Source organism: Metallosphaera javensis (ex Sakai et al. 2022) (assembly GCA_021654415.1).
Classification (GTDB): domain Archaea; phylum Thermoproteota; class Thermoprotei_A; order Sulfolobales; family Sulfolobaceae; genus Metallosphaera; species Metallosphaera javensis.
Genome location: AP024487.1, coordinates 2,054,137 through 2,080,009, shown reverse-complemented (window position 1 = coordinate 2,080,009; position 25,873 = coordinate 2,054,137). Strand labels below are relative to the sequence as shown.

Annotated in this window: 32 protein-coding genes and 3 pseudogenes; 18 read left to right on the top strand and 17 right to left on the bottom strand. The window is 46.4% G+C overall.

All coding sequences use genetic code 11. The features are described from left to right. Window positions 1–101: 101 nt before the first annotated feature. Window positions 102–797: a triose-phosphate isomerase gene (gene tpiA, locus QVC96_RS11685; RefSeq protein WP_287689358.1), complete on the top strand. Its 696-nt coding sequence runs from the start codon at window positions 102–104 to the stop codon at window positions 795–797. Between the two features lie 10 nt (window positions 798–807). On the opposite strand, the gene QVC96_RS11680 is transcribed toward tpiA, so the two are convergent. The 3 genes from QVC96_RS11680 to purE are packed head-to-tail and all read right to left on the bottom strand — an operon-like array spanning window position 808 to window position 2,682. After that, a complete protein-coding gene (locus QVC96_RS11680; protein WP_238025265.1) occupies window positions 808–1,155 on the bottom strand; it encodes a winged helix-turn-helix domain-containing protein in 348 nt (115 codons plus the stop codon). Beyond that, window positions 1,152–2,237, bottom strand: coding sequence for a 5-(carboxyamino)imidazole ribonucleotide synthase (locus QVC96_RS11675; protein WP_287689357.1), 1,086 nt, complete (start codon window positions 2,235–2,237; stop codon window positions 1,152–1,154). Before QVC96_RS11675 ends, QVC96_RS11680 begins: the two co-directional genes overlap by 4 nt. Then, entirely contained in the window at window positions 2,209–2,682 is a 474-nt protein-coding gene (purE, locus tag QVC96_RS11670) for a 5-(carboxyamino)imidazole ribonucleotide mutase (protein ID WP_287689356.1), read from the bottom strand. The genes QVC96_RS11675 and purE overlap by 29 nt, the downstream gene beginning before the upstream one ends. Window positions 2,683–2,797: 115 nt before the next feature. Here purE and QVC96_RS11665 point away from each other — a divergent pair, with 115 nt between their 5' ends. Together QVC96_RS11665 and QVC96_RS11660 are read left to right on the top strand one after the other, a co-directional pair. Beyond that, window positions 2,798–4,063 carry an APC family permease gene (locus QVC96_RS11665; RefSeq protein ID WP_287689355.1) on the top strand — a complete coding sequence of 422 codons (1,266 nt, stop codon included), beginning with the start codon at window positions 2,798–2,800 and terminating at the stop codon, window positions 4,061–4,063. 4 nt (window positions 4,064–4,067) lie between these two features. Next, a complete protein-coding gene (locus tag QVC96_RS11660) occupies window positions 4,068–4,592 on the top strand; it encodes a DUF429 domain-containing protein (protein ID WP_287689354.1) in 525 nt (174 codons plus the stop codon). Here the strand turns inward: QVC96_RS11660 and QVC96_RS11655 are convergent. Both QVC96_RS11655 and QVC96_RS11650 read right to left on the bottom strand, forming a co-directional pair. Continuing rightward, window positions 4,572–5,156, bottom strand: a complete 585-nt coding sequence (locus QVC96_RS11655) for a hypothetical protein (RefSeq protein WP_287689353.1) — start codon at window positions 5,154–5,156, stop codon at window positions 4,572–4,574. The two genes, QVC96_RS11660 and QVC96_RS11655, sit on opposite strands and share 21 nt — an antisense overlap. After that, window positions 5,149–6,837 carry a DNA polymerase domain-containing protein gene (locus tag QVC96_RS11650; protein ID WP_238025277.1) on the bottom strand — a complete coding sequence of 563 codons (1,689 nt, stop codon included), beginning with the start codon at window positions 6,835–6,837 and terminating at the stop codon, window positions 5,149–5,151. Before QVC96_RS11650 ends, QVC96_RS11655 begins: the two co-directional genes overlap by 8 nt. 282 nt (window positions 6,838–7,119) lie before the next feature. Here QVC96_RS11650 and QVC96_RS11645 point away from each other — a divergent pair, with 282 nt between their 5' ends. Together QVC96_RS11645 and QVC96_RS11640 are read left to right on the top strand one after the other, a co-directional pair. Continuing rightward, complete coding sequence (locus tag QVC96_RS11645) at window positions 7,120–7,932, top strand: hypothetical protein (RefSeq protein WP_287689352.1); 813 nt, start codon at window positions 7,120–7,122, stop codon at window positions 7,930–7,932. Between the two features lie 394 nt (window positions 7,933–8,326). After that, window positions 8,327–8,857, top strand: a complete 531-nt coding sequence (locus tag QVC96_RS11640) for a class I SAM-dependent methyltransferase (RefSeq protein WP_287689351.1) — start codon at window positions 8,327–8,329, stop codon at window positions 8,855–8,857. A 2-nt stretch (window positions 8,858–8,859) separates the two neighbouring features. On the opposite strand, the gene QVC96_RS11635 is transcribed toward QVC96_RS11640, so the two are convergent. The 3 genes and pseudogenes from QVC96_RS11635 to QVC96_RS11625 form a co-directional block, all read right to left on the bottom strand. Next, window positions 8,860–9,099, bottom strand: coding sequence for a hypothetical protein (locus tag QVC96_RS11635; RefSeq protein WP_287689350.1), 240 nt, complete (start codon window positions 9,097–9,099; stop codon window positions 8,860–8,862). Next, window positions 9,099–9,293, bottom strand: coding sequence for a hypothetical protein (locus QVC96_RS11630; RefSeq protein WP_287689349.1), 195 nt, complete (start codon window positions 9,291–9,293; stop codon window positions 9,099–9,101). Before QVC96_RS11630 ends, QVC96_RS11635 begins: the two co-directional genes overlap by 1 nt. Before the next feature lie 107 nt (window positions 9,294–9,400). Then, a pseudogene (locus tag QVC96_RS11625) lies at window positions 9,401–9,726 on the bottom strand (ISH3 family transposase); the annotation flags it as partial. A 496-nt stretch (window positions 9,727–10,222) separates the two neighbouring features. Between QVC96_RS11625 and QVC96_RS11620 the strand changes: the two are divergent. Genes QVC96_RS11620 through QVC96_RS11605 form a run of 4 tightly spaced genes read left to right on the top strand, consistent with a single transcriptional unit; the run spans window position 10,223 to window position 12,236 of the window. Further along, entirely contained in the window at window positions 10,223–10,462 is a 240-nt protein-coding gene (locus QVC96_RS11620) for a hypothetical protein (protein WP_287689348.1), read from the top strand. A gap of 35 nt (window positions 10,463–10,497) precedes the next feature. Beyond that, window positions 10,498–10,986, top strand: a complete 489-nt coding sequence (locus tag QVC96_RS11615) for a helix-turn-helix domain-containing protein (protein WP_238027283.1) — start codon at window positions 10,498–10,500, stop codon at window positions 10,984–10,986. After that, window positions 10,958–11,494 (top strand): IS630 family transposase, encoded by a 537-nt coding sequence (locus QVC96_RS11610; RefSeq protein ID WP_287688805.1) that lies wholly within the window; start codon window positions 10,958–10,960, stop codon window positions 11,492–11,494. The genes QVC96_RS11615 and QVC96_RS11610 overlap by 29 nt, the downstream gene beginning before the upstream one ends. Continuing rightward, window positions 11,487–12,236 (top strand): IS5/IS1182 family transposase, encoded by a 750-nt coding sequence (locus QVC96_RS11605; RefSeq protein ID WP_287689347.1) that lies wholly within the window; start codon window positions 11,487–11,489, stop codon window positions 12,234–12,236. The genes QVC96_RS11610 and QVC96_RS11605 overlap by 8 nt, the downstream gene beginning before the upstream one ends. Before the next feature lie 175 nt (window positions 12,237–12,411). Here the strand turns inward: QVC96_RS11605 and QVC96_RS11600 are convergent. Further along, window positions 12,412–12,858: pseudogene (locus tag QVC96_RS11600) on the bottom strand (DUF4322 domain-containing protein); the annotation flags it as partial. A gap of 501 nt (window positions 12,859–13,359) precedes the next feature. On the opposite strand from QVC96_RS11600, the gene QVC96_RS11595 reads away from it, so the two are divergent. Together QVC96_RS11595 and QVC96_RS11590 are read left to right on the top strand one after the other, a co-directional pair. Beyond that, window positions 13,360–13,491 carry a hypothetical protein gene (locus QVC96_RS11595; protein WP_287689346.1) on the top strand — a complete coding sequence of 44 codons (132 nt, stop codon included), beginning with the start codon at window positions 13,360–13,362 and terminating at the stop codon, window positions 13,489–13,491. A gap of 104 nt (window positions 13,492–13,595) precedes the next feature. Continuing rightward, window positions 13,596–13,763: a hypothetical protein gene (locus tag QVC96_RS11590; RefSeq protein ID WP_287689345.1), complete on the top strand. Its 168-nt coding sequence runs from the start codon at window positions 13,596–13,598 to the stop codon at window positions 13,761–13,763. A 194-nt stretch (window positions 13,764–13,957) separates the two neighbouring features. Here QVC96_RS11590 and QVC96_RS11585 read toward each other — a convergent pair whose 3' ends face one another. After that, window positions 13,958–16,051, bottom strand: coding sequence for a heavy metal translocating P-type ATPase (locus tag QVC96_RS11585; protein WP_287689344.1), 2,094 nt, complete (start codon window positions 16,049–16,051; stop codon window positions 13,958–13,960). Window positions 16,052–16,142: 91 nt separating this feature from the next. Next, window positions 16,143–16,559, bottom strand: coding sequence for a hypothetical protein (locus tag QVC96_RS11580; RefSeq protein WP_287689343.1), 417 nt, complete (start codon window positions 16,557–16,559; stop codon window positions 16,143–16,145). 54 nt (window positions 16,560–16,613) lie between these two features. Here QVC96_RS11580 and QVC96_RS11575 point away from each other — a divergent pair, with 54 nt between their 5' ends. After that, the gene (locus QVC96_RS11575) at window positions 16,614–17,699 is read left to right on the top strand and encodes an IS110 family transposase (protein ID WP_287689342.1); all 1,086 of its coding nucleotides are present in this window, start codon (window positions 16,614–16,616) and stop codon (window positions 17,697–17,699) included. Between the two features lie 71 nt (window positions 17,700–17,770). Here the strand turns inward: QVC96_RS11575 and QVC96_RS11570 are convergent, their stop codons facing one another. From QVC96_RS11570 to QVC96_RS11550, 5 genes and pseudogenes are all read right to left on the bottom strand, one after another. Further along, window positions 17,771–18,307: an IS630 family transposase gene (locus QVC96_RS11570; RefSeq protein ID WP_287688805.1), complete on the bottom strand. Its 537-nt coding sequence runs from the start codon at window positions 18,305–18,307 to the stop codon at window positions 17,771–17,773. Beyond that, on the bottom strand, window positions 18,279–18,767 hold the full coding sequence (locus QVC96_RS11565; RefSeq protein ID WP_238027283.1) for a helix-turn-helix domain-containing protein: 489 nt from the start codon (window positions 18,765–18,767) through the stop codon (window positions 18,279–18,281). The genes QVC96_RS11570 and QVC96_RS11565 overlap by 29 nt, the downstream gene beginning before the upstream one ends. A gap of 110 nt (window positions 18,768–18,877) precedes the next feature. Beyond that, window positions 18,878–19,267 (bottom strand): annotated as a pseudogene (locus QVC96_RS11560) (IS256 family transposase); the annotation flags it as partial. 288 nt (window positions 19,268–19,555) lie between these two features. Continuing rightward, complete coding sequence (locus QVC96_RS11555; protein WP_287689341.1) at window positions 19,556–20,512, bottom strand: alpha/beta hydrolase-fold protein; 957 nt, start codon at window positions 20,510–20,512, stop codon at window positions 19,556–19,558. Window positions 20,513–20,841: 329 nt separating this feature from the next. Beyond that, window positions 20,842–21,441: a DUF2249 domain-containing protein gene (locus QVC96_RS11550; protein WP_287689340.1), complete on the bottom strand. Its 600-nt coding sequence runs from the start codon at window positions 21,439–21,441 to the stop codon at window positions 20,842–20,844. A gap of 134 nt (window positions 21,442–21,575) precedes the next feature. Here QVC96_RS11550 and QVC96_RS11545 point away from each other — a divergent pair, with 134 nt between their 5' ends. The 6 genes from QVC96_RS11545 to QVC96_RS11520 all read left to right on the top strand — a co-directional run bounded on the left by QVC96_RS11545 (window position 21,576) and on the right by QVC96_RS11520 (window position 24,947). Further along, the gene (locus QVC96_RS11545) at window positions 21,576–21,944 is read left to right on the top strand and encodes a helix-turn-helix domain-containing protein (protein ID WP_287689339.1); all 369 of its coding nucleotides are present in this window, start codon (window positions 21,576–21,578) and stop codon (window positions 21,942–21,944) included. A gap of 243 nt (window positions 21,945–22,187) precedes the next feature. Continuing rightward, entirely contained in the window at window positions 22,188–22,499 is a 312-nt protein-coding gene (locus tag QVC96_RS11540) for a 4Fe-4S dicluster domain-containing protein (RefSeq protein ID WP_287689338.1), read from the top strand. A 9-nt stretch (window positions 22,500–22,508) separates the two neighbouring features. Then, window positions 22,509–22,973, top strand: coding sequence for a hemerythrin domain-containing protein (locus tag QVC96_RS11535; RefSeq protein ID WP_287689337.1), 465 nt, complete (start codon window positions 22,509–22,511; stop codon window positions 22,971–22,973). A 9-nt stretch (window positions 22,974–22,982) separates the two neighbouring features. Beyond that, entirely contained in the window at window positions 22,983–23,306 is a 324-nt protein-coding gene (locus QVC96_RS11530) for a hypothetical protein (protein ID WP_287689336.1), read from the top strand. Between the two features lie 75 nt (window positions 23,307–23,381). Next, window positions 23,382–24,065 carry a hypothetical protein gene (locus QVC96_RS11525; RefSeq protein WP_287689335.1) on the top strand — a complete coding sequence of 228 codons (684 nt, stop codon included), beginning with the start codon at window positions 23,382–23,384 and terminating at the stop codon, window positions 24,063–24,065. Next, window positions 24,066–24,947, top strand: coding sequence for a hypothetical protein (locus tag QVC96_RS11520; protein WP_287689334.1), 882 nt, complete (start codon window positions 24,066–24,068; stop codon window positions 24,945–24,947). 59 nt (window positions 24,948–25,006) lie between these two features. Here QVC96_RS11520 and QVC96_RS11515 read toward each other — a convergent pair whose 3' ends face one another. Next, window positions 25,007–25,753, bottom strand: a complete 747-nt coding sequence (locus tag QVC96_RS11515) for an exodeoxyribonuclease III (protein ID WP_238025286.1) — start codon at window positions 25,751–25,753, stop codon at window positions 25,007–25,009. Between the last annotated feature and the right edge of the window lie 120 nt (window positions 25,754–25,873).

Genomic DNA, 25,873 nt, shown 5'->3' with positions numbered 1-25,873 from the left:
TGACCCTGTAACGTCCAGGGTAAAGTAAGTTAATGTTGAAAATCTAGACTTTGGGGAGTTTAGACAACAAAACTTAATTTAAAACTCGATCTTCTCTATCCATGAAGGTTCCAATTATCCTTGTGAACTACAAGGTCTATGAGACTTCCTATGGCAAAAGAGGGCTGGAGATGGCCAAGATTGTGGAGAAGGTGGCTCTAGAGACATCAACTGAGATAATAGTTGCCGTTCCAGCAACTATGATCACCAGAGTTGCGGAGATGGTGAGTATACCCGTGTATGCCCAGCATGTGGACGGAGTTCCAGAGGGCGCACACACGGGTGCAATAACCCCAGAGTTGATAAAGGACGCCGGGGCCAGGGGAAGCCTGCTAAATCACAGCGAGAAGAGGGTGAGGATGGACGAGATGGATGATGCCTTGAAGAGAATGAGAAAGCTTGGTCTGGAGTCGGTGGTATGTGTGGACAGATACGAGCTGGTTGCACCCATGGCCCTTCTGAAACCCACTGCAGTTTTGGTGGAACCACCAGAGTTGATAGGCTCAGGAATATCAGTATCCAAGGCTAGACCTGAGGTTATAACCAGTGCCGTGGATGAGATAAGAAAGGTGGAAGGAGTTTATCTCGTGGCCGGTGCAGGCATCACTTCGGGAGAGGATGTGTATGTGGCAATGAAGTTGGGTTCTGACGGAGTTGGAGCCGCCAGCGCAATAATGAAGGCAAAGGAACCACAGAAAGTGCTCCTGGAGTTCGTGAATGGGGCCATAAGGGCTCTTGAGGAGAGAGGAGGAAGGTGAAGTTAACCGTTCAGTCATTCCCTTCGTTAATTTCCTCCTCAAGCATTTTAGAATACTTTTCGAGAACCCTTCTAACTTCCTCCTGCGCCTGTTCGTAAACTCTTATGGTCTTTATCACCTTTGGGTCGATATTCGTTCCACCAGCATTCTTTCCTCCCTTTCTCATCTGTATTCCTCCAATCTCTCCATTGATCCTCCTGATGTATTGCCAGGCGAACTTGTATGATACCTTCATCTCCTCTGAGGCCTTGGATATCGAGCCCGAGTCAACTATTGCCTTAACCAAGGCTACTCCGCCCTTTCCCATCACGGGTTTCCCCTCGTCGTCCTCTATCCAGATTTTGAAATTAAACTTCATAGATCAGGCCCATTGGGATATAATATGTTCATGACATTTTCAATCTTTTCCTTAACTTCTGCCAGATCTCCTCCCAACACGTTAACATGTCCCATCTTTCTCCTCTTTCTTGCCTCACTCTTTCCATACCAGTAGACTGTTCCAATCCTCAGGATTTCCATGGGAGGATTGGCTATGCCTAGGATATTTACCATTCCTGAGAAAGTCAACACGCTGGTGCTTCCCAGTTCCAGTCCAGCCAGGGCTCTCACGTGCTGTTCAAACTGGGACACCTCTGCCCCGTCAAGCGTGTAATGGCCCGTGTTATGCACCCTGGGAGCGAACTCGTTAATGAGTACCTTTCCATCCTTAACGAAAAACTCAATCCCCATCACCCCGGTATAGTTCAGCTTTCTTGTGAGTTCCTCAGCTATCTTAACCATCTCCTCGTTTCCAAATGGACCGTAATTGTAGACCAAAATCCCCTTTTCATTGTAGTTGAACGTTGGGGGATAGGCTCTGAACTCGTTTCCCCTCCTCACGGCTATTATTGAGGCTTCGTAATCGAAGTTCACCAGCTCCTCCACCACGAAGTAGTCGTTCTCCTCCCTCAGGAAGGAGTACTTCTCGGCGTCACCCCTGATGAAGAATTGTCCCTTTCCGTCATAACCGCCCTTGGACCTCTTTATAACACCGGTTCCGTTAAACTCATCCCTGAGGACCCTGAGGGCTTCATCACCTCCCCTGACCGTGACAAATCTGGGCACCGGAAGGCTCTCCCTTCTCAAGAACTCCTTTTCCAGGTGTCTGGCCCTCTTCAGTTCCACCGCATTTATTCCTGGCACTAGCTTGTTGAGGTCCCTGGCCAGTTCAAGGGGTTGATCATCCACGTGTTCGAACTCATAGGTCACGACGTCGCATTCCTCAATGACCTTCCTGTACTCTTCCTTGAAGCAGTTGGCGATCTTGCAAGCCGGATCTTCCCTGTCACCATAAACGTAGAAGGAGAGAGGGAACTTGAGCCCCTCAAGGACCATCATCCAGCCCAGTTGTCCCCCTCCCAGGATGCAGAACTTAAACGAGTTCCGTGGAGAGTACGTCATTTCTCATCTCCTCCATGAACTTTCTCATTTTCTCTCCAAGCTCCGGGTACTTCACTGACAGTATTCTCACGGCCAATAGGCCCGCGTTCTTAGCCCCTCCAATTGCTACTGTGGCGACGGGTACGCCATAGGGCATTTGTACTATGGAGAGAAGCGAATCAAGGCCATTGAGGTTCTTGGAGGGGACTGGTACACCTATAACGGGCAGATGGGTCAGGGAGGCCACCATGCCAGGTAAATGGGCAGCACCTCCAGCCCCCGCAATAATTACCTCGATCCCCCTCTCGTGTGCTTCCTTGGCGTACTTCATCATAAACTCTGGCGTCCTGTGCGCGGATACAACTCTAGCTTCGTAATTCACCCCGAAGGATTTCAGGACATCAACTGCCTCCTTCATCACTTCCCAATCGTTTTTACTCCCCATGATTACTCCGACGAGTGGCATGGTTAACCTAGAGAACACTGGTAAATTAACATTTAACTAAGGTGTCAGTTCAACTACACGTTTCAAGATTTTGTTAAGAGTGCCTCATTTATACTTCATTTCAGTAATAGTTACGATGGGCAGTAAACCAAAGATCTCACCCACTGAAGTCTTCTTTTTATCCTTTGGCGGACAGTCACCTTTCATTTCACTGATGGCCTTCGGGACAGTGATGATCTCGTACGTGGGTGTTCACGCAGGTTTTGCCATGATAATGACTACCCTTCTCGTCATGGCCAATGCCTCCGTCGTGTACTCGCTTTCAAAAAGATTTAACAAGGGTGGGGGGTACTACACCTACGCTCTCCACACGTTGACCAGCAACTTGGGCATAACCACGGGGTGGATGTATATTCTCTACTCGTTAAGTTATGGGGGCACCTTAATGATGGGTGGGGTCTATGTGCTCAACCTGCTGACGGGACTCAACCCCTTCTACCTCACTCTGGTGGTTTCCATTCTCGCCTCAACGGTGGTCATTGCGGGAGTGAAAATTTCAGCCAGATATGCTATGGTCGTGGGAATACTGGAAATAGTTGCCATCCTAGGCCTCTCAGTCTTCTTCATGTATCAGTCCGGATTCGTGTTTTACAACCCTGTTCCCAAATCCCTTCCAATGAATTTGCCCGAAGCCATCCTGTTTGGTATAGGAATTCCCTCAGGTTACTCCAGCATAGTCAGTTACCCTGAGGAGATAGAGAACGCCTCCAAGACGGTGAGCAGGATATCCCTCCTTGTCCCTCTCGTGGGAGGTGGAATGGCCTCTTTCTTCTTTTATGCCCTGGCGGACCTGGGTTTCACTGGTAATCTGGTGCAGTTTCTCACCTCAAAGTTTGGGCTAGCGGGAGGCGTTGCCATCTCGGCCGTAGCCCTGAGCGACGCTGTGCTGGGAGGTATAGCATACCTGCTGGCTGGCTCTAGAACGATCTATAACATGTCCAAAAATGGTCATCTAATCAGGTATCTGGCCAGTGAGTACAGGGGTCAGCCCAAGGTAGCAGAGGTACTGGTCTCCGTCCTCATGCTGATCTCGCTTTCCTTCTTATCGCTGAATTTCAGCCCCCTGGTGGCACTGGGTCTGATTGGCGGGGTGTCGGGCATGAGCAACCTTTACATTCACATGGCTGCAGGCGTTTCCCTTGCGAGGATGGGAAGGAGAAAACCCTTGAAGCACCTTCACGAGATAGCGTTCTCCGCCATATCCCTAGCGTTCTCCGCCTGGGTCCTTTTCATCTCACTAGTTCAGCTGGAGAAATACGTGGTTTACTTCTTCCTAGGATGGATAATTCTGGGTTTCCTGCTGGCCGAGAGCCTAGAAATGGTAAGAGAAGAGGAGGAATGAGATATTGGAATGCGGGGTGGACCTTGCGGTTAAACGGAAGTCGGCAGTGGCTGTGATGGATGGGGACATGATCACTGTGACCTTTATTGATAGCGATGATGAGATAGTGGACATGTGTGAGGGGGCAAGCGTGGTAGCGGTGGATGCTCCCCTTACCACGGCCAAGGGGTTCAGGGAAGTGGACAGGCTCTTCCTATCCCGGGGGTTAAGGGTTTTCCCACCCTCCTTCATTTCAAGTCTTACGGAAAGGGGGATCAGGCTATCCAGGAGATTGAAGGCCATAGAGACCCACCCAACCTCATCCCTCAAGCTACTGGGGTGGGACTGGAGGGCGATCTCGGGTAACAAGGACGAAGCTGATGCGGTGGTATGTGCCCTCACCGCGAACCTCTGGTTAAGGGGGAGAACCCTAGCTTTCAGGGCCAGTGACGGTGAGATATACCTTCTTCAGGGAGATGTACCCCTTCCTAGAAGGCTGGGTCAGGGGAAATACCTAGTTCCAGACAACTCACAGGAGCCATTTCATTAACCCTTCCTCTCCTCTTCCGTAAATGTCCCAGAGGCCGTAGGGTATCTCCACGTTATCCACGGTGACGCTCTTCAACACTATAGCCCTGAAACCGGTTCTGCTTCTCTCCAGCCTGATTACGCTGTGGGCTGTGTGAAGCCCGAAGACTGATCCCTCCCTCTCCCTGTCCATGTAGCTGAACAGAAAACGTCTGCTCCTCCTTTCCCTCAGGGCTCCAACTATTCTGGTGTATTCTCTTCTGTTCTTGTGATGATACGGGTCCACCACCACCAGTTCCCTGTCCTCCATGGCCCTTATTGTGGGTTCCACGTCTTCAGCCTTGAAAGCCCTCCTCAGCTTCACATCTCCGCTCACGTTAAATATGCGCTGAAATCTCCTCACCAGAACTGGATCAAGCCCTCCCCTCTCCGAGACAATGACCACAAGGATGGGTGAGGAGATGGCGATAACCCTGTGGTAGAACAGTCGCAGGAGTTCCCAGTCACTGGAGTAGAACTCCACAAACTCATCGTCCTGGGTTATCCTGTCAAGCTCCTGAAATCCAGTGATCGGCCTCTCATCCAATACCCAGGACCTCCCTCGCCGTTCTCCTGAGGTACTCAAGGTAGTACTCGGAATCCCTACCCATGAAGCCATCTCTGGCGTTGTAGAACCCCCTGACTCCCCTGACGTAAGGTTCTCCCCTAATCCACATAACGAAGTCCCTGGGTTCACCATGCATAACCCTCCTCTCGTATTCCATGAGGTTCTCAACCAGATTGGACCTGAGCTTACTCAGGTCATCACAGCTCTCTGCCCTGGAGAGAATTTCCATGGAGCTCTCCAGGAACTCCTTCACCAGGTTGGGCATGTTTCTCCTGATAACTCCCTTGTATTTCATTCCCTCCTCAGTCATCCCAAAGTACCTCATGGGATAGGGCAACCCATCCCTCCTCCTTCCAAGAACTATCCACTTCAACTTGGTTGAACGGAGGCGCAATCCCGTCTCCTCCTCCAATCTCTTCACCAGTTGTGGGGCATCTCCCCTCACCACCAAGGAGTCCACTATACCGTGAAGCACCTCCACCCCCATCTCACGGGCGATCTCTACTGCCCTCCTCAGCGTCTTTCTAGCGTAGTATGTTACCAGCTCATACGCCTCAATCTTTCCGAACTTGGAGTTCCTGTATCCCAGGTAGCCGAAGGATGCAACAAGTATCCACTTCACGGCCTCCGCCCTCTCAGGATCCACGGGCTTCAGGGCTTCCTTTCTCCCTATTAACCAGGAAAGTGCCTCTGGAACTATTCCCCTCTCCCTGTTGCAGATGGTGTGGCCTATCTCAGTGACCACGTCGTCGCATGCGTCCACAGTCTCTCCCGAGATGTTATACTTTACTATGAGGGAAGGGTACATGGAGGAGAAGTCAATCTGCCAGGCATCGTCGAAACATCCGACCCTGGGGAAGAACACTAGCCCACCCTTATCGTTCAGGAGCATCTCGTCCATGTCCCTGAGCTTTTCCACCCTGGGAACCAGGTTTGGGACAACCACTTTCCTCTCAAATGCTACCCATGCCTCGTTCGTGGTGAGTGCCTTCCCTATGGTTGCGTTTACCAGTTCCTTCAGGGGAGTCTTACAGGTATAGGACCACTCGATCAGACCCTTGACGGAAACAGGGGATTTCTTGTGTTCAAGTCTTATCTTGACCGGCGCTCTCACATGATCGCACGCTCTCCCGAAACAGCCCGCCACATCAACCTCAAGGTCCAGATCCCTCAGGAACCCCCTCTTCACCTCTCCGTTTACCTCAGCCTCAAACATGCCTCCCTCTTCAGCGGGGCCATACCAGTCGTGGGTTATCACTGTGGCATATCTCACTGGAGGAAAGGAGAGGCCAGGATCCCAGGACTCCACGATTCTGCCATCCTCTATTTTAACCTTCCTGAATGGTCTGGCCCCCAGCCTATCCAGAACAAGGGAGAGCACTGTGGGAAGTTGGTTCACCACGGTCGCCCTTCTGGAAATGTAGGACCAGGCGTCCAGGTCCGTAAGCTCATATCTGTGAAGCTTGACTCTCTCACCGGAGAGGGTTCTCCAGTCCTCCTCCTCGTGAGATACCACTGAAGGATGTTCCATTATTGCCTCAGGTTTATCGGTCATGACGTAAATTGGGTAGGTTGTCCTAACCCACGCCTCCCTGAAGCCGTCCAGCACAATCTTCAGTCTACCCCTGTATGGCACAGCATCGATTACATATCCCTCCATGTCGCTATCAGTCCACTATCTGGAACGAAATACCAGTTTCCCTTCCTTTTCTTTAAGAGAAGAGATAGTCACTCAGGTGAAACTGACCACGGATTACCTAGTAAGACGGTGAAAGGTCTTGCCCCCGGAATCTTGGAATCATTGTCTTCACTCCTTCATTAAACCTAGTGTAACTAAACGTTAGGACTAATTTGACGTATTTCTGGGAAAAATTTATAACTAGAAAATTTAGTATGGAAAAAAAGAATAGGTATGTTACAGACCTATGAAATAGATGTAAAAGTGCCAAAGTCAGTGATCAAGTCAGGGTTAATGGACCCCTTCCTGTTCTCAGGAGTCATGGGTCATGTCAATATTCTTCAAGTCCTGGATAAGAACACAGGTCAATACGTTGCTCCCGGGAAACTCACTGCCCCCGAGAGAGATTACAGAGTTCTCTACATATTTGGTACCCCTGACAGCAAGTTACATGTGGTCCTAGGACATATGACTGGTCCAAGTCTGTCCGGCGGAGCAATAGTTTATAACGGGAAGTCGGATGACGGTAAATTTGAGTGGAGGACCGAATTCCTAGTTGAGGATACCAGCTCTGGATCAAAGATTAGAATAGGCCTAGATGTAAACTACAAGAACTCTGCGCTGGACAAGCTGATGGGGAGGAGTCCCTTCCAGCTTGCGGAGCATTTCATTCAGGATCACATAGTTCCATACCTGAGGTTCTATATGGAGAGGGAACAGGTTACGGTATCAGAACCTCAGGGATTGCCCCTAACTGAGGTAGCCAGAGTGGAGGGAGAGATATCGGAGGTAGCAACAAAGATTAGACAACTGATCAGTAGTTTGAAAACTGGAGTCATCGTGATTAAGGGCAAGAACATAAGGGCAAGCATTCAAGTGTCTGGAGGAAAGCCAGGCCTTATGAAGATGATTAGGGGAAACCAGGTGATAACAGGTAACGATGTTCTGGCTAACCTCTTACTGGAGACTGGTCAGGCCGTAGCAGTGGCCCTTGAAGTTGACCTAGAGCGCGTTCTAGATTATACCAGTGATCAAGTCCTTAAGAGCATAGAATTAGTAAAGGAAAAGAATAGTTAATTACTAAACTCACACAGTTCCTTTTACACTTTATCTCTTCGGAGGTTAAGGAGGCGGAAGATCCCATCGTGAGGTAGGGATGGATAGCCCAAAGAAAGGTTTTAAATGATAATACGTAGATCTATCGTGGCCTGCTGAACCCCATCATGCGATCACGTAGGATTACCACCCAGGGATGGAACCGAAGTCAAGCTTAAGGAGACCGATGCCACCTTAACCCTTCCACATGGGGCGTCAAGGATGGGTTCCATTCGACGCCGTGGGTGAGAGGGAATTGAGCATGGTAAATGAACCAAGAAGCCCCATCCGTGAGGGTGGGGCAGTTCACACTTTTCCATCTAGCTATCATGACCTATTAAACTATCCTTAAATTATTGAAAAACTTCAATTTCTTATGGACCATCATTTCAGGAGGCTTTTAGATCCAGAAAGGAAAAAGTTCGAGGACCCAGAGAAGTTCATTCCATTTCTGCTCCAGGGGAATGAAGTAGTAGTTGATATGGGATGTGGACCCGGCTATTACTGTCCAGTGCTGGAAGAGCATTCCCTAAAGCTATACTGCATTGATCTCAGCAAAGAGGCGCTGGAAATGGCTAAGAGCAGGGTAAAGAAGAGTTCCACTGTTTTCCTGAATGAGTCCTCGGAGCGCACATCCCTTCCTTCCTCCTCGGTGGACGTGGTGGTGTTTTCCAGCTCCTTTCATGACATGGACAGGGAGAGAACCTACGAGGAGGTGTTGAGGATACTCAAGCCCTGCGGGAAGGTAATAATAGTGGACTGGAGGAAGGACGCTCCCTTTGGACCCCCGGTACACATAAGGATGTCCAGAGAGGATTACCTCTCAACCTTTAAGGACTTCGAGGTAGAAAGGGAGTTCTCTCCAGGGCCCTACCACTTTGGCTTGGTCCTAAAGAGGAAATGCTAGAATTACGCGAATTTACACGTTTTACATTGAGGGAAAACCTTGTTCAGAACCAAGGAGAGGCACTCCTTCTCGTCAGAGTCGCAGGGGAACACTTTCATCCCCCTGCTTGCATAGTCCTGAAGTTTCTCCTTGGTTAATTCCCTTACAATTATTATGGAGGGAACTCCTGTGGACCTTCTTATGACTCCAGTATCATCAAGGGAAAAAACCTGCCCATCTTCGAATCCAACCAGAACGTTCATCATGGAATAAATATGGACACAATAAATAGAGCTAACGCTATTCCAATAAGCATTGAGCCGATCATGGTTGAGTCCTTTCTAGGGATGAAGGGTATATCAAATCTTCCCAGTATCACGTAACTCACACCGTACACAGAGGAAACTACCCCAACCACCAGCAGGATCAGTTTGGTAAGCAATACGACTTCTATCATTAAGAAATAGTTTGTTATAGAAGATTAATAATCTTTCTTCTAGCCGATAGAGAATGATATATTTATAAAGGTTCGGAAAACCTCGCAGTTTAGCGGTAGACCCAAAATCACCCCCTTAAAAATAAATCTAAATTATTAATAAACGGTTCTATAATTTTAATATATCTAGATAAAAATTCATCAATAACCTCAATCATAAAAACCAGAATAAGAAAGAACCTGAAATCCTCTCTACTCACCTCTCCCTTGATAAACAAAAACAACGAATACACAAACATAGCCAAAACGAACACAAACAAACGAAAACCCACTTCCTAGAACTAGTGAAAACAAGAAAACTCTTAATATTCCTATAAGAAGTCTCAATAGGATTCCTAACATCATCATACAACCTCAACATCTCATCCTTAGGTAAATCAAGATTAGTACCCCTAGTAGTACTTTCCTGAAAATCCCTTCAAGTCCATTTTACCTAAAAGTCCTTCAGTTCTGTCCCAATTATCTTCCAATTAAATTTCACTTTTAAGGTAAATGTCATCGCTCATCTATGAACGATTTTCATTTCAATACGAACTTTATTGAAGAATATCTCACCACGTTAAAATCCGTAAAGCACTACCCTAGCAATGAACTCAACCCTAGACCTACCACTCCTAACAACATCCCTACCATGAACAACCAACCTAAAACTAACCTGCTCATCCCTCCTCAACCTCTTACTATTGGTAGAATAAACCCCATCATACTCCTCGTAAATCTTAACATCACCAACGGGGACTGAAATAATATAATTAAATTGTGAAAGAAACCTTATAGTCTCAAGAGAGTGTCCGGACTGAGAAAAATTCTACGAGAAAATATTTGGAGATTATAGAACTTCTGTAGAATCGTGGCGTAATACTTAAGTGGGGGAGAACGGACATCATACCATGAACTCCAAGATTATCCAACCACAATACGTAGTGATGTCCGTTCCCCCGGTAGAGGATATGCCCTTCAGGGATAAAATCCTTTTCCTCCTAACGCCCGTGGTGGAGATGGTTAGGCCGAGGGTGGAGAGGAGGATACCGGGGAGTTTCACCTACTTCAAGTTGCTGGTGGTCATGATAGTGTATTGTTGTTCCCTGAGGGACGCGGTGAACTTGGTGAACACGGACGTTAGTACTTAGGTAAAGTTTTTATCTTGGTATTACTAATATAGAATGTGGAGGAATTAGAGAAGGCTTACAGGGAGGAAAAGAATGCTAGAATAAGGCAGAGAATACTGGGGGTGAAGATGTACCTCGTGGACGGGTTCAGGGAGTACAGGGTGGCCGAGGTCCTCGGGGTTTCGTACTCAACGGTGAAGAAGTGGGTCGCGAAGTACAAGAGGGGAGGGGTCGGAGCGTTGAGGGATAGGCCAAGGTCGGGTAGGCCCAGGAAGTACTCCAGCGAGGAGGTGAAGAAGGTGCTGGAGACAAGTCCCAGGGAGCTGGGATACAACCTGGAGGGGTGGACCATGAGGGCGCTGAACGCTGAGCTGAGGAAGAGGGGGATAGTTTACAATAGGTATCACCTTTACAGGGTAGTGCACCAGCTGGGGTACGGTTTCGTGACGCCCAGGCCGGTGAACGCCAGGGCCGAGGTGGAGAAGCACCGCGATTTTAAAAAAAGTGAAGGAACTGATGGGACGCAGGATAGCGTTCTTCGATGAGACAAGGGTGGTGGTGGGCACCACGGTGAGGAGGTGCCTCGCCAGGAGGGGTTCCAGGCCCAGGATCAGGGTGAACCTGGGCTTCCAGCACTTCTACGTCTTCCTCGCCCTTGACGCCATTTCAAGGAAGGTGCTGTACGCCCTCTACAACTCCCTCTCCAGCAAGAACATGAAGAGCTTCGTTTACAGGATGGAGAGGAAGTGGGGCAGGGAGACCAAGTACCTCGTCCTTGACAACCACTCCTCCCACAAGACGGGGGCTATCCTGGACCTGTTCAGGAGAAGGGGAGTGAGACCCGTTTTCACCCCAAAGTACTCGCCAGAGCTAAACCCTGTGGAGAGGATCTTCAAGGACCTGAAGTTCCACCTTGCGAACAGGTTCTTCAACAACGTGGAGGAGGCCAGGGAGGAGGTGAGGAGGTTCTTCGAGGAACATCACGATCAGTTTAATCTTGATGTGGTCCAATATCTGGATTTAGATGAAATAGAGGTAGAAAACAATGGATAAAAACTTCCACAAAGTACTAGTGATAGTTAGGCTTTTCGTTGGTGAACGCGTTGGGAAGTCCACCCTGTTCGACTTCGTGGAGAGGTTCGCGAGGGTTAGGAGGGACCTGCTCAGGGAGATAGCGAGCGAACTTGAGGCCAAGTGCAGAACCGTGTATTTACCTTCTAGCGCGCTCTACGAGGGAGTTGAGTGGCTCGTTGACTCCTTCCTCCTGGATTTACCTCCAGGGAAGACCAGCCTGGAGATCATGATGGAGAAGTACAGGCTTGACGCTGTAAACCTTGGGCAAGTGGAGAAGTTGAAGGCCTTCGTGAGGGCTAAGTTGAGGGCCAGGACGAGAAGGAGGTTCCAGGGAAGGTGGACCAAGAAGCGGTCGAGGTCGTACTTCGGGTTAAAGGTCTTCCCGCTCGTCTCGCCCGCCCTCTTCGTCCACGGACTTGAGGTCGAGTTCGCCAACTTCTCGGACGCTAGATGTAGGCTGTCTAGAAGGGGACTTAAGCTTGTGGACAGGGGCTTCAAAGAACGCGGAACCTTCGTCCATCCCCGCGGTCCATGGAAGTACCTTCGCCCCTACGTGGAGCACTTCGGGATCTTCCTTAAGCAGCACTGGAGGCCCTACGCTGAGACCAAGGTTAGAAACGAGGCCTTCATCTACATGATGGCCATAACGTACAACATGGTCCACTTCCTGTCCATTCAGCGCAGGACTCCTCCTCAACTGCGAGCGGTCCAACTCCCCTAACGTCCTGGGACGTGAGGGGTAGTGCTGGATGCTAATGACCTGTTAATATAGAATCGTCGATATAAACTGTATAGAACTATTTAATCCTTTTTCAAGGTGTCGGCTTGAGACAAGTAATTAATTTTATGCTTCTTAGTTAAATAGGCCGAATTTTATGCAATCCGGACACTCTCTCAACACTATAAAAACCGGCATCAAGTGCTATTAATCCTATTTGAAAACCTAGTGATAAGACTTGTTCCACTAGGATTTTCACAACATCAGCCTTACTCATTCCGTTGGTGAATGGTGTGAATCCTAGGATTACGATTTTCCCTTTGTATTTTGTTGTTGCTGTTGCGTAGTTCCATTGGTTCCCCTTTTCTCCGCTTCCTATTCCCTCTACTTTTTCTCCCCAGTATTTTATTCCTGTCCAGTCTATGCTTATGTTTATTGTTTTTCCTTCTTTTAGTATTTCTAGTGCTATTTTTCTTATATCTTGTAATATTTTATCTATTATTTGTATTCCTTGTTGTTGTACGTAGTTTCTTACTGTTTGTGGTGAGACTTGGTATTCTTGTGATTTGTTTTCTATTGAGTCTTGCCATATGCATGCTGATGCTAGTGTTTTTGCTACTTCTTTTTAGTTTGTGGAGTTTCTGAAGAGCTAACCTTAAAAACGCATAATACCCATGATGGTTATGCCCTCCGAGAAGAGGAGATACACTAGGGATTGGGGGAAGTACGACGAGAACCTCGCGACCAGGTACTAGATGATGTTCCCGTTTCTGTTTTAACACTGGTATGAGCTTCTCGAGGAGGACAACAGGAACGCGAGGACCAGGTATAAGGCTCCCGTGATGTTCAACGAGTTCCTCGCCTTCCTTTACGCACAGGGGTATTGAGGGGATATTGAGGTCGCTTCAGGGATAAGAAATACCGGTGTACCTGATCGAGACTGTCCACCTGAGGTTGAGGAAGATGAAGCTGGACTTCGAGTTAAGGGCGAGATAGAGCTGGTGAGCGACGGGACGGGGATGAGCGTGGAGCAGGGAGGTATATAAGTGCGAAGTACGGGGGGGGGGGGTAAGTTCCTGAAGGTCGCGGTTCACGTTGACGCTGAGTCCATGAGGGTCGTGCTGAGGTGGAGAACTCCGAGCTCAATCCTGCGGTCAAGGCCATCAAGGTGGTGAGGAAGGAGGGAAGGTCGCGAAGTTTTACGGTGACAGGGCCTACGACTCCAACAGGATCTACGACCCCGTCCCAGAGGTCGTAGCCCCGCCCAGGAGGTCCGCAAATTGATGGGGCGAACCCAAGAAGGAGACGATCCTTGAGTACAGCAATCTCCCGCGACTGGAGCCGGAAGAGGGGTTACGGGAGGTGGAGGGTCGAGATCGTGATATCATCAAGAGGATGTTCGGCGATGGGGTGAGGGCGAGGGGCGTCCTCCAGGGCTGGGCTTCACTCCTGAAGTTCTGGCTCTACCACCGCATGCGGAGTGAGGCCGACTCCCCCGTGGGAGAGGTCCACGCGATTCGCGTTGCGTAACCCGTTTTGGGAATTAGGTGATCCAGGCGAAATTTTGTTAAGCAAATATATAATCTATTAGGAGAAAATTCAGATGATACACACTACAAGAAAAAAGGAGACTATGACAAAAATGATAAATATGATATTCAAATTTTAGTTTTAGAATGATTTGGTATAGCATATTAACTCAATAATCTTCGATGATAGTAAAATTAAAGATTTATCATTTTCTTAAATATATTAGCATTAAGAAACACAGAAATTAAACTAAGAGCCATTATTAACATAGCTATTTGCATTGTTAATAGACCTAAAATTGCTAGGGGTATTCCTATAGCATTATATGATAATGCTATTAATACATTCAAAGGACCTCCTTTACTCAATTTTTTCCTATTTCTAATCAATTTGACCAAAATTCCAATATCATTACTAATTAGAATAATATCTGAGATATTTTTTGAAACATCAACCCCTGATCCCATAACAACAGAAACGTCAGCTATTGCTAATGCAGCAGCATCATTAACTCCGTCACCCACCATCATTATACTTTCTCCAGTCTCTTTTAATTCCTTAATTATTTTTACCTTATCATCTGGTGAAGCATTAGCGTAATACTCATTAATACCTATTTTATGTGCTATCTTTCTAGTTTTATCTTCTTTATCACCACTTAATAATATAACTCTTAATCCCATCTCTTTTAATTCCTTAATATATTCTTTAACGTATGGTCTAATATCATCCTCGATATCAAAACTACCTACGTACTCATTATCTATATAGACTGTAACATTTCCACTAGCGTCTCTTTTAACTTCCACTACATTATTATTAATATTACCTATAACACCTTTACCAGGGATTTCTTTAAAATTAATTACTTCTAAAAATTCCTCAACTCCTTTTTCCTTAGCATAAGTAACTATAGCCTTTGCTATTGGATGTGCGGATAGTCTCTCTATAGAAGCGGCATATAATAATCCTTTCTGATCACCAGTATACTTTTTAACAGTGGGTTTTCCACAAGTTATTGTGCCAGTTTTATCAAAGACTAGTATTTTAACATGTTTAAGCTTTTCATACACATATGGATTCTTTATTAATATACCATGGTTTAATAATTTCTCGTACAATGAGAGATTAATAGAAGGAGTCGAGAAACCAATTGCACAAGGATACGCTATAGCCGTTACTAATAATGCATTAATAATACCTTGAAGAATTAGATCTTTGCCAATTAATATACCATATATCCACCATCCAAAAAATGTAACAACCGATATAATTAAAGCTAATGGCACCCATACTTTATCAATTACTCTCTCAAAGAATGACATAAACCTAGATTTCTTTTGTTTTACACTGTTTATTAAACCAATTATTCTAGAAAGATAACTATTGTTATAATCTTCAACAATTTTTATCTTTAAATATCCGTTACCATTGGTTGATCCTCCAATAACTAAATCTCCTTTTCTCTTTATTACTGGTTCAGATTCCCCAGTTATTAATGCTTCAGAAACTTCACTCTCACCATCAATAACTATCCCGTCTAAAGGTATCTTCTCACCTGGTTTAACTAAAATTATATCACCTCTTCTCAACTTAGAAATAGGTACATCTTCTCCGTTTAATAAATGTGCATATGGAGGCCTTAATTCTATTATTTTATGCAACGCTCTCTCAACTTTGTAATTTAATAACCCTCCCATCCATCCTGCTGAAAGATGTAAAGAAGTGAGTAAGGATGAGATTAAAAGGAATCCTAGTAAATCTTTATATATTAGAAATAAAATTCCTAAAGTGTATGATGCTAATCCAGCAACACCATATAATACATGTTCATTTAATATTCTCTTTTTGATAGCATTTAATGCGCCAATATAAATAGGTTTTGCTATATAAAATAAATTAAAACTAACTACTACTAAAATCAAATAAAAAATATACATAGTAAGATTATTATAACTTATAGCTAGATATGTAAGCGATGAGGATAAAGATGTTAAACTCCAACTAATTATTGACCTTCTCTTAATATCTTTAAGCATAAAAGATATATCATTAGTAGTTTTATCTGAGACATAATATCCTAATTTCTCTATTTCTTTTTTAATAGATTCTTCTGTAATTACTGAAGAATCATATTTAACAAAAACTTCATTTGATTCTAAAACAACTTTCACTTCCTTAATCCCATTAACTTTACTTAAACCATTCTCCATTGTAGATGCACAAAATGCACACGCCATTCCACCTACATTTAAACTAGTAATCCTAAACTTATTTTCATTTGACATATGATATTATAAATAATAAAGATATATTAACTATAAAGTTTATAGCAAGTAATATGGTAAAGAAAAGTAAAGTTAATAAACAGACTTGTAGTTATCGGCGATGGCCCAGACGATCTGGAGTCTGTGGGGCGTGTGGTACTTGAACCTCCTCCTCTCCACCAGTTGAAGGACTCCACCAGGTTGTGGAGAGGAGGCGCTGAAGTTCTTTAGGAAGGGAGGTGAAGGAGAGGAGACCGCGTTCCACCAGTTCCTTGATTCTGTCAGGTAACTTGAGCAGGCCAGAGAGCAGGAGGTCAACCTCCTCCCTTTCGTCGCGGTCCAGGCGCCTCTTGACGTGGTTGAGGCAGAGCTGCCTCTTCGCGTCTATTCCCGAGAGCTCAAGCGCGGAGTCCACGGACCTGACCATGTCCGCAACCACGAGCTTGAAGTTGAACTTCCTCCACACCCTTGCAAAAAGCCTCCAGTAACTCCTCGCGTCCTCCTCCTTAGCCAAAACGAAGTCCAGCACGGCCCTTATATAAGATATTAAGGCTGGGCGTAATATCCAGCTGGGGGAGGCAGAATGGTAGAGCACGGCCCTGTGTGGAAATCCACGAGTAGGAGTGTGACCCCTGCCTCCGCTCTACCCGGGACCACGGGTGAAGTTAGGACTGAACGGTGTGAGGCCCCTGGCCTTCACGGATATAAGGGTGAGCGTACCGTGGTCGGGGTGGACGTGGACAGGGAGGAGTTGAAGTGCTACCTCCAGGGAAGGAGGTTCAGGACAGGAAACAACAGGGTGGGCTACTCGAGGGTGCCCACCGGGCGGGACGTCACAATCGTGCTCGAGGCTACCTCAACCTACTCGGTGAAGCCCGCAGCGTGGTTCTCCGCGAGGGGATGCCAGGTGAAGGTCGTGAGCCCCAACGTCCTGGCCAGGGAGAAGGACCCCAGGAGGAAAAGCGATTATAACGATGCGGAGAAATTGGCAAGCATGGAGGGAGGTCCGTTCGTAACGAGCGACCTGAGGGAGCTGGTCTCCTACCTCGAGTTCGTTGACGACCTTCTCACCAGGTGCAGGAACAGGTTCCAGAATCTCCTCCTGGTTGACGACGGGAGGGTGACCAGGGAAAAGATCAGGGAAATAGCCCGGGGAGAGTACGCCTTTGACCAGGAGTACGTGAAGCTTCCCTACGCTGAGGCAATTTACGAGCTCAGGGAGCTTGCAGCCCTCGTCCTGGAGCTCCAGGAGAGGAGGGAGAGGCTCGTGAAGGAGATGGAGAAGATCGTCCCGGATCACGCGATCTTCACCATCCCAGGAATAGGAGCGATCACGGGGGCGGTGATCCTGGCCAGGGTCGTGGACTTCTCCAGGTTTCCCTCAGCTGAGAGCTCCGTCTTCTGCGGTCTGGATCCCGTGGTGGAGAGGAGCGGATCTAGGACCACGTCCAGGGGAATATCCAAACGTGGTGATCGCTACCTCAGGAAGGCGCTCTACATGGCCGCGCTGGCCATGATAGCCAACAGGAACAACCCCGTCATAACCAGGTTCTACGACGAGCACAGGGACAGGCTTCGCGGTAAGAAGATGGTGATTGCCTGCGCCAGGAAGCTCGCGAGGATAGTGTGGAGCGTGGGCTACCACAACAGGCCCTTCGAGGTCAGGTAGGGGACGTGACGTCCCGCTTTCGTGGGTAGTCAGGGCTATGCACGATTTTCAGTAGTACTTTGTGGAAGTTTTTATCCATTGTTTTCTACCTCTATTTCATCTAAATCCAGATATTGGACCACATCAAGATTAAACTGATCGTGATGTTCCTCGAAGAACCTCCTCACCTCCTCCCTTGCCTCTTCCACGTTGTTGAAGAACCTGTTCGCAAGGTGGAACTTCAGGTCCTTGAAGATCCTCTCCACAGGGTTTAGCTCTGGCGAGTACTTTGGGGTGAAAACGGGTCTCACTCCCCTTCTCCTGAACAGGTCCAGGATAGCCCCCGTCTTGTGGGAGGAGTGGTTGTCAAGGACGAGGTACTTGGTCTCCCTGCCCCACTTCCTCTCCATCCTGTAAACGAAGCTCTTCATGTTCTTGCTGGAGAGGGAGTTGTAGAGGGCGTACAGCACCTTCCTTGAAATGGCGTCAAGGGCGAGGAAGACGTAGAAGTGCTGGAAGCCCAGGTTCACCCTGATCCTGGGCCTGGAACCCCTCCTGGCGAGGCACCTCCTCACCGTGGTGCCCACCACCACCCTTGTCTCATCGAAGAACGCTATCCTGCGTCCCATCAGTTCCTTCACTTTTTTTAAAATCGCGGTGCTTCTCCACCTCGGCCCTGGCGTTCACCGGCCTGGGCGTCACGAAACCGTACCCCAGCTGGTGCACTACCCTGTAAAGGTGATACCTATTGTAAACTATCCCCCTCTTCCTCAGCTCAGCGTTCAGCGCCCTCATGGTCCACCCCTCCAGGTTGTATCCCAGCTCCCTGGGACTTGTCTCCAGCACCTTCTTCACCTCCTCGCTGGAGTACTTCCTGGGCCTACCCGACCTTGGCCTATCCCTCAACGCTCCGACCCCTCCCCTCTTGTACTTCGCGACCCACTTCTTCACCGTTGAGTACGAAACCCCGAGGACCTCGGCCACCCTGTACTCCCTGAACCCGTCCACGAGGTACATCTTCACCCCCAGTATTCTCTGCCTTATCCTAGCATTCTTTTCCTCCCTGTAAGCCTTCTCTAATTCCTCCACATTCTATATTAGTAATACCAAGATAAAAACTTTACCTAAGTACTAAGGTAGAAAGGTTTATTACTGAACACTTCTACCCTCACGCGTGACGCCTGTCACCAGGAGGACTCCCCTCCCCTGAGCTTAACCCACTTCCCGTCAGCTATCACGTACTGGAAGTCTCCCTCAACCTCAAGCTCAGGGGTCCAGAGCCTCGCGTTCATCTTCCCTCCCAGCACTGAGTAGAACGTGAGTTCCTGAGCACAGCTTCCTCCTCCCTCAGCAACTCCCTCTCAACCCCCGTCCTCACCCTACCCTTCCCGTCATACGCGGGCAACCTCACGTCCACCTGAGCCTGTACTCAATCCTCCTGCTTCATCACCACCGAGAAACCTTTAAGAACCTGTACCTCGCGTATCCCCTCCTCTTCAGCCTCTTCCCCCTCTCGTACCTCGGGCTACCTCCTCCGCCTCCCTCATGGCTAGCTCCTCCACCTCCTCAACAGGTTTATGAGCCAGTGCTTAGGAAATACGGGGTCGAACACGATGTGTATCAACTCCTCCTGGAGTTGATACATGGGTTCGATTGTTACCTTGCTCATGGTATGACATCGTGTTCCCCTTAAAGTATTACTGAAAATGACAGATTGATTTTGATCTTCTCACGTAGATTAACTAATTACAATTCGCAATGGAAACCTGAATCGCCCGGACGGGGTAGCTCACATAGACATAATACACTAATGAAATAGATTCTGCGAAGAGGCTGAAAACTGATATTTGTACAAAGATGATCATCTAGGGCGAAGATCAAGAGAGCTCGCCATTCAGGTGCTCGAAAAGATAAACGAGGGAGATATCATATCTGTACGAGGTATTCATGTGACCTCCATGGAACTCTTCATAGACGTGTGGAATTCCCCAACTGTTCAGCAACTCATGAATCATCCTGTTTCCGTACTGGAGATTGAAGTCGTCTCTGCTTCCCACGTCAATGTAGAGGGACTTTCCCCTCAGCCCGTCCTTTCGTTCTACAAGAAATCTCACTGGATCAAGAGAAATCCAGTGTTTCCAGACATCCTCCCTTACCCTTCCAGTGTCCATCTCAAAGGGTAATTCCACGCCCTCCGCGGGGGAGTAAAAGGCTGAGAGCCCCACTATCATCATGGCATCCAGAAGGTCCCTCCTCTTACGGTCCTGCTGAGCCCAGAAAAACTCCACGAACTCCTTGGGATTACCAGCTCTTCTCAGGGTCTGTATCACTCTTGGAAAGAGGGGGAGGTAGGCATATTCGAAGTAGGCGTCAGCAGAGTGGGCTGCCATCCCCTGAAAGTCGTACTTGCTCCCCAGATGTAAGGCTCCGTATCCACCTGAGGACTTCCCCATAACTCCTAGAGAAGTGATCCGGTACTTTTCCCTCACCTGGGGAACGAGTTCCCTCATGAGAAAGGATTCGTAAAGACCTGCTGCCTTCGAGTCAAGGTATTGATTTCCTCCCAGAGAGGTGAAGGTATCCGGGAGGATGAGGGCCAGATCACCAATCTTTTTCTCCATGAAGAGTCTTTCCACCCTGTCCTTCAGGGATTCGGAGAGAGGATCAAGATTCAATTGAGCCAGAGATGTTGAGAAATAGCCACTGAGATAGAGAATTCCAGGAATGTTCTCCTTAGATCCAGTAGTCATGACAGCAACCCTTCTCCTGTATGGGTCCTTCCAGGGATTGTCACGGAGAAAATCACTTTCAATCTCTAGGTATTCGATTTCCATGAGAGAAGGGTTTTGTGAGATAATTAAAAAGCTTAAGAAAGCCTAGAGCAACGTGTGTGGAGGAGAAAGGGAAACCACAATGAGTATAAACTTTGATGGACCTCTTCATGCCTCGGGTTTTCTGGTGCATACTTCCCCAAAAAGAGAGTTAAAGTCCATATTAGATAGCTGCGTGAATCACATAACTTATGTGAGATATGTACTCTTTATTCTATAGGGAGGGAAAGAGGTTAACAAGATTAGAGTGAGGAGTTGTACATGGGGGGTACTTTAGAGGTCATCAGGTTACAGTGCAAAGCTATTAGCTAGTCACGGGGGCCTGTTCGAAACTAGCTCCTTAACTGAACTTCTTTACTTCCTCTAGCTGCGGCCTCCATCACTTTTTCGTGATCCTCTGGAGATGGAGCTGGAACCACCACATGCAGTGCCTCCATGTACGTTTCCGCCGTTATTCCCCTCTTTACTCCCTTTGGAACAATAATGATAGAGCCTTTATCTATCTCGACTTGGCTCTCCCCAATCTGGGCTTTTCCCTTTCCTTCAATTACGTAGAAGATGAGGTCGGAATCTGGGGCATGTGCTGGAATATATTGCCCAGGCTTGAAGAATACTAAGATAGCTCCATATTCGTCCTTTCTGATCACAGGTATAGGAGTGAATGTTTCTCCTGTTTGTCTGTAATCTGACAGATGGGCTATGACGGCCTTAGACTCCTCTTCACCCTTAGTTAGCTTCAATACGAAGTTACCGTCCTCACTCTCTTTAACCTCATACTTTCTAATTTTGCCCGAGACTAACTGTAGAAGATGGGCTGGATAATGATCAGCTATTACCTCCAGTTCCTCTCCAGCCTTCATCTTATGAAAGGTTTCTAGAACCAGCTTGTGCCTATGAGGGGGATCTACTTCCCTCAAATCCAGTGTGACCATATAATCTAGAGTGTTGTCAATGAAAATAAGAAAAGACCCTAAATGTTTAGGGCATTTCATTGATCTTTTTAGAACATTCAGTACCTAAATATTTAGGGTGAATAATTAAAAACAGAGAAATAATCATTGATTTTATGGGTCAAACTGCTCAAATTAATCGTAACATAATGGATAGGGCAGCATTAAGGTTAATAAGATCTTTGTATGGCCTTACTCCTACAACAATGGAGATTCTTTGGAAATTACTAGGAAATGAAAGACCTATTACAGTAGAGGAGTTAATACCATTGGTAGGCGTACCGAAGGTGTCCATTGCCCTCTCGTTGAAGAGACTGTATGAGCTAGGGCTGGTTGAAAGAAGACAAAGAAGAAGTGGTACCACGAAACGTGGAAAGGGCCGATTTCAATTTGAGTATTATGTAAATAGGTCGAAGTTGTTAGAGAGAATCTGGAACGATATGGAGGAGGCATATCAGAAATTAACATTGAATTTAGTGAAATAATAACGCGAGGCGTAACTTCCCTCTTTTTTAGAAAATAGACATGAACGTATCCCTCAATCTTTTTAGAAAGACAGGATAAGAATCGCTAATCTAACCTGTGGCGAGTAATCCCCATTGTGATAGTCCTGATTAAGAATACACGGAGCAGTTCACGAGGCGACTATTCACCGATTGCAGATAAACCCTCACTATTTAGGGTACTAACTTTTGTTATCCTCCTGAGACAAGAGACTTGGTGATCTGATGGGAATAGACCCCAACTACAGATCAAGGCCTGTGTCAGGAGAGCACGTGGGTCATAAGGTTTACGGAAATGTGGATGCGCCTAAAGTCTTGGGAATTCATGGGACAATCGTGGGAGTGGACTTTGATGTGTGCATAGCTGATGGCTCGTGCATAACTGCTTGTCCTGTTAACGTGTTCCAGTGGTTTGATACTCCTGGTAATCCCGTGTCCGAGAAGAAGGCAGATCCTGTTAACGAGAACGCGTGCATATTCTGTATGGCATGCGTTAATGTATGCCCAGTGGCAGCCATAGATGTGAAACCTCCATAGGTGAGGAAATTGCAGGACGTAGAGACCATTTCCCTGTTCATGACCAGGGATCATGTGAAAGGGGATGATGAGTTAGAGGAAGTTCTGGCACAGATTAGACGTGATGAGTGGGAGAAGGCCCGGGATAAGGTGAAAGTTGCGAATGCCAGAATCAAGACTCACATTTATCTGGAAGAAGAGATACTTTTCCCTCACCTTAAGGGTCCAGATCTTGAAAACTGGATAAGCGAGTTAATGATGCAACACGTGGCAATCTGGAACCTTCTTGACGTCATTCTAGGACTCTTGGAGGAAAGGAATAGGGAAATTGAGGGGAGGCTGATCCTTCTCATGCAATTGCTCAAGGCGCATAACTCCATAGAGGAACACAGTATTTATCATGAACTAGATAAGGAATTGGCATGGAATCCTGACATACTTTACGAGCTAAGGGACTCCATATTACCATCACACTGGAAGCCCAAGTACATGTGATGTGGTTTGATGAAGTTTATTTTGGCGATGATAGCACTCATGGTCGTCATTCATCTAACAGGAACAATCATTTCGTTTATGAAAAAAGCTTTTCCAAAGAAACTGGGAAACGTCATAGCCGTGTATGAGGCAATTTTCTATCTGGTTCTAGTATTGTTTCATTTTGTGACCGGTGTTCTATATTATGTGGGAGTTCTCTATCTAGTTATTCACGTCCTAGGCGGTGCCTACTATGTGAGGGGAGGGTTAGGTAAATTGCAGATCTCCAACGGTTTAACGTATTACGGCATCTATGAGCTTGTGGAAATGGTCTACTTGCTCATGCTCCTGTAGGAGTTACGTAATCCAGAAAGAATTTAGGGCAGGTGGAAAAGATTATTAGCTTAATAATGCTAATAATAGTTGGAAATGATTGCTGTACTATCAGCAGAGTTCGATAAAGGGGACGAGATGAAACTGGCTCGGCTTGGAATTTCAGTTGATGTGCTGAAGAGAAAAATTAAAGAGCTGGACGAAAAGTATTCAGAGTCTCTTACCAAATTTTATCAAAAACTCTCGGAATATATATTAATGTTGAGCTCCTCTGACATGATTGAGCCACCCCCTCTGGAGGAACTCAAGGAGCTTACTGATGATTACTCAAGGGTATACTCCCTACTTGAGAACCTTAACGACACTGATTATAAACATTTCTGGATTGAGAGAACAAGAAAAACGCTGGACATGTTCATAAGGTCTAAGGATGATTTCATCAAGTTACTAAGGGAGAGAGATCGATCAAATCCCTTACTGGAACACTACTATCAGATGTTTCTGGATGTGCTAGCCCATCTCCTCAAGGACCTGGAGTTAGTTGATACTTTCAACATAAGGGCCAAGGATAATGTACCCCTCACGAGGAAGGTCCATGGGATAAACTGGTATCTACTTTACTTCTTCTCTCCAATAGCTCTTTACCTGAAAAGCGGGATAAACAACTACAATGCAGTAGCAATTTTTGCTACTATCCTAATCGAACTCGACATTAGATTCGCCCCGCCATTACCAATGGCACACAGCGAAGATTATCTGAGGGCATTTTTTGGTGACTGAATGATAGGGGTGACCTTTGACACTAACGTTTTGTTTTACTACGTCTTTGGTTACCTAGATAAGGCAAAGGAAAGGCAAGTAATGGAGATAACTGAATATGTTAAGAAAAATAATCAAAAGAAAATTGAGTTATTTCTACTCAATTCAGTTAAACAAGAACTTGAGAGTTCCGCTACTAAGATCTTTGATGTTGTTAAGGTATTAGTGGAGAAAGAGTTACCCGATAACTGGGACGCAATGTCGTACATCGAAAGAGACAATTTATTGTCTGAGATCGATAAAAACTTTTATGAGAAGTTCAGGAGGGTTTATACGGCTAAGTACACGGATCGAAATCTTGATGATAAGGCAAAGATAGGGCATAGGTTCTTCAGGACGTTCAGACATAAGCTGGTAACTAGGGCTAAACAGGAAATTCTTCTTGATGTGTTGGGAAATAATTACATGAACATATTAACCTATCATATCATCGAAAAACTTGGCAAAGATTTTGAATCAGCAAAATATCTAAATTTAGATACAGAACTCTTACAAGAAATTCAACTCATTGAAGAGAAAATTATCAATGGATATATAAAGAGGCATGGAAAGGCAAGTGATAATAGAAGTGACAGGATAATATTTAAGGAAATTTACTTAACGTTAAGAGGCAACATGTATGACAAGATCATATTTTTTACGGAGGATTATGACCAAAGGGAAATCTACAACATTCTGCACAACTCTCTAACCGAATTCGTGAATAGTGTATCAGTTAATGTTAAATCGGACGTGTGGATGACCACCGCCAGAAGAATTTTAGATACTCTGAACAATTTGAGGGTTTTAAGTCTCTCGGAAAAGGAACTACTGTACCAGGTGCCTTCTGATTCGTGGAAGTAGTAACGTTTAGATAATTCCTCGATCCAGTAAGAGATATCCCAGAGTAATCCTGAAGTAAATTAAATGTCAATCTCTAGAGTAACGGGAGCGTGATCTGACCCCATCACGCTTTCTAGGATCTCTGCCCTCTTTACGTATTTCTCGAGCTCCTTGGAGACCACACAGTAGTCTATTCTCCAGCCTATGTTCTTTTCCCGAGCGTGAAACCTATAGGACCACCAGGAATAATGCCCTCCTCCCTTGACAAACATCCTAAAGGTGTCCACAAACCCTGAGGCCAGGAATTCGTGAAACCACTTTCTCTCTTCGGGTGTGAACCCAGCGTGATTAACGTTCTCTTTAGGCCTTGCTATATCAATTTCCTCATGGGCTACATTGAAGTCACCACAGATCACACATGGCTTACCGAGCCCTTTCACGAAGTCTTGAAACTTCTGGTCAAAACGGAGCTTGAAATCTAGCCTTTTCAACTCCTCCCCAGCGTTTGGGAAATACACGTTAATGACGTAAAGTTTGTGGAACTCAAGGGTTAGGACTCTGCCCTCCGAATCAAACTCCTCGTCGCCTATACCGTATCTAACGGAGAGTGGTTCCAATCTTGTTAGGGTGAGGGTCCCGCTATATCCCTTCTTTTTAGCCGGGTAAAGATATGACCTGTAGGGAAGCAGTTGAAAATCAATGGGTAATTGACTGCTCTTAACCTCCTGAAACATCAGGATGTCGTATTCCTGACTCTTGACCAGATCCAGCAGTCCCTTTCCCAGTATGGCCTTGAGACCGTTAATGTTCCACGAAAGTATCTTCATGGTAGGTTTGTTGTTTACAAGGTTCTTAAGGTATGTTCCATTTGCGAAATCAAAATTCCTCCGGAGGACTAGGATTAATAGGGCCGAGATGCTCAAACAGGTAGTATCACGTGCGTGATA

What these genes read in the sequence shown, in the direction of transcription:
- tpiA (WP_287689358.1), top strand. Translation starts at nt 102, where the DNA reads ATGAAGGTTCCAATTATCCTTGTGAACTACAAGGTCTATGAGACTTCC.
- QVC96_RS11680 (WP_238025265.1), bottom strand. Translation starts at nt 1,155, where the DNA reads ATGAAGTTTAATTTCAAAATCTGGATAGAGGACGACGAGGGGAAACCC.
- QVC96_RS11675 (WP_287689357.1), bottom strand. Translation starts at nt 2,237, where the DNA reads ATGACGTACTCTCCACGGAACTCGTTTAAGTTCTGCATCCTGGGAGGG.
- purE (WP_287689356.1), bottom strand. Translation starts at nt 2,682, where the DNA reads ATGCCACTCGTCGGAGTAATCATGGGGAGTAAAAACGATTGGGAAGTG.
- QVC96_RS11665 (WP_287689355.1), top strand. Translation starts at nt 2,798, where the DNA reads ATGGGCAGTAAACCAAAGATCTCACCCACTGAAGTCTTCTTTTTATCC.
- QVC96_RS11650 (WP_238025277.1), bottom strand. Translation starts at nt 6,837, where the DNA reads ATGGAGGGATATGTAATCGATGCTGTGCCATACAGGGGTAGACTGAAG.
- QVC96_RS11640 (WP_287689351.1), top strand. Translation starts at nt 8,327, where the DNA reads ATGGACCATCATTTCAGGAGGCTTTTAGATCCAGAAAGGAAAAAGTTC.
- QVC96_RS11635 (WP_287689350.1), bottom strand. Translation starts at nt 9,099, where the DNA reads ATGAACGTTCTGGTTGGATTCGAAGATGGGCAGGTTTTTTCCCTTGAT.
- QVC96_RS11630 (WP_287689349.1), bottom strand. Translation starts at nt 9,293, where the DNA reads ATGATAGAAGTCGTATTGCTTACCAAACTGATCCTGCTGGTGGTTGGG.
- QVC96_RS11620 (WP_287689348.1), top strand. Translation starts at nt 10,223, where the DNA reads ATGAACTCCAAGATTATCCAACCACAATACGTAGTGATGTCCGTTCCC.
- QVC96_RS11610 (WP_287688805.1), top strand. Translation starts at nt 10,958, where the DNA reads ATGGGACGCAGGATAGCGTTCTTCGATGAGACAAGGGTGGTGGTGGGC.
- QVC96_RS11605 (WP_287689347.1), top strand. Translation starts at nt 11,487, where the DNA reads ATGGATAAAAACTTCCACAAAGTACTAGTGATAGTTAGGCTTTTCGTT.
- QVC96_RS11585 (WP_287689344.1), bottom strand. Translation starts at nt 16,051, where the DNA reads ATGTCAAATGAAAATAAGTTTAGGATTACTAGTTTAAATGTAGGTGGA.
- QVC96_RS11575 (WP_287689342.1), top strand. Translation starts at nt 16,614, where the DNA reads ATGGTAGAGCACGGCCCTGTGTGGAAATCCACGAGTAGGAGTGTGACC.
- QVC96_RS11570 (WP_287688805.1), bottom strand. Translation starts at nt 18,307, where the DNA reads ATGGGACGCAGGATAGCGTTCTTCGATGAGACAAGGGTGGTGGTGGGC.
- QVC96_RS11555 (WP_287689341.1), bottom strand. Translation starts at nt 20,512, where the DNA reads ATGGAAATCGAATACCTAGAGATTGAAAGTGATTTTCTCCGTGACAAT.
- QVC96_RS11550 (WP_287689340.1), bottom strand. Translation starts at nt 21,441, where the DNA reads ATGGTCACACTGGATTTGAGGGAAGTAGATCCCCCTCATAGGCACAAG.
- QVC96_RS11545 (WP_287689339.1), top strand. Translation starts at nt 21,576, where the DNA reads ATGGGTCAAACTGCTCAAATTAATCGTAACATAATGGATAGGGCAGCA.
- QVC96_RS11540 (WP_287689338.1), top strand. Translation starts at nt 22,188, where the DNA reads ATGGGAATAGACCCCAACTACAGATCAAGGCCTGTGTCAGGAGAGCAC.
- QVC96_RS11530 (WP_287689336.1), top strand. Translation starts at nt 22,983, where the DNA reads ATGAAGTTTATTTTGGCGATGATAGCACTCATGGTCGTCATTCATCTA.
- QVC96_RS11525 (WP_287689335.1), top strand. Translation starts at nt 23,382, where the DNA reads ATGATTGCTGTACTATCAGCAGAGTTCGATAAAGGGGACGAGATGAAA.
- QVC96_RS11520 (WP_287689334.1), top strand. Translation starts at nt 24,066, where the DNA reads ATGATAGGGGTGACCTTTGACACTAACGTTTTGTTTTACTACGTCTTT.
- QVC96_RS11515 (WP_238025286.1), bottom strand. Translation starts at nt 25,753, where the DNA reads ATGAAGATACTTTCGTGGAACATTAACGGTCTCAAGGCCATACTGGGA.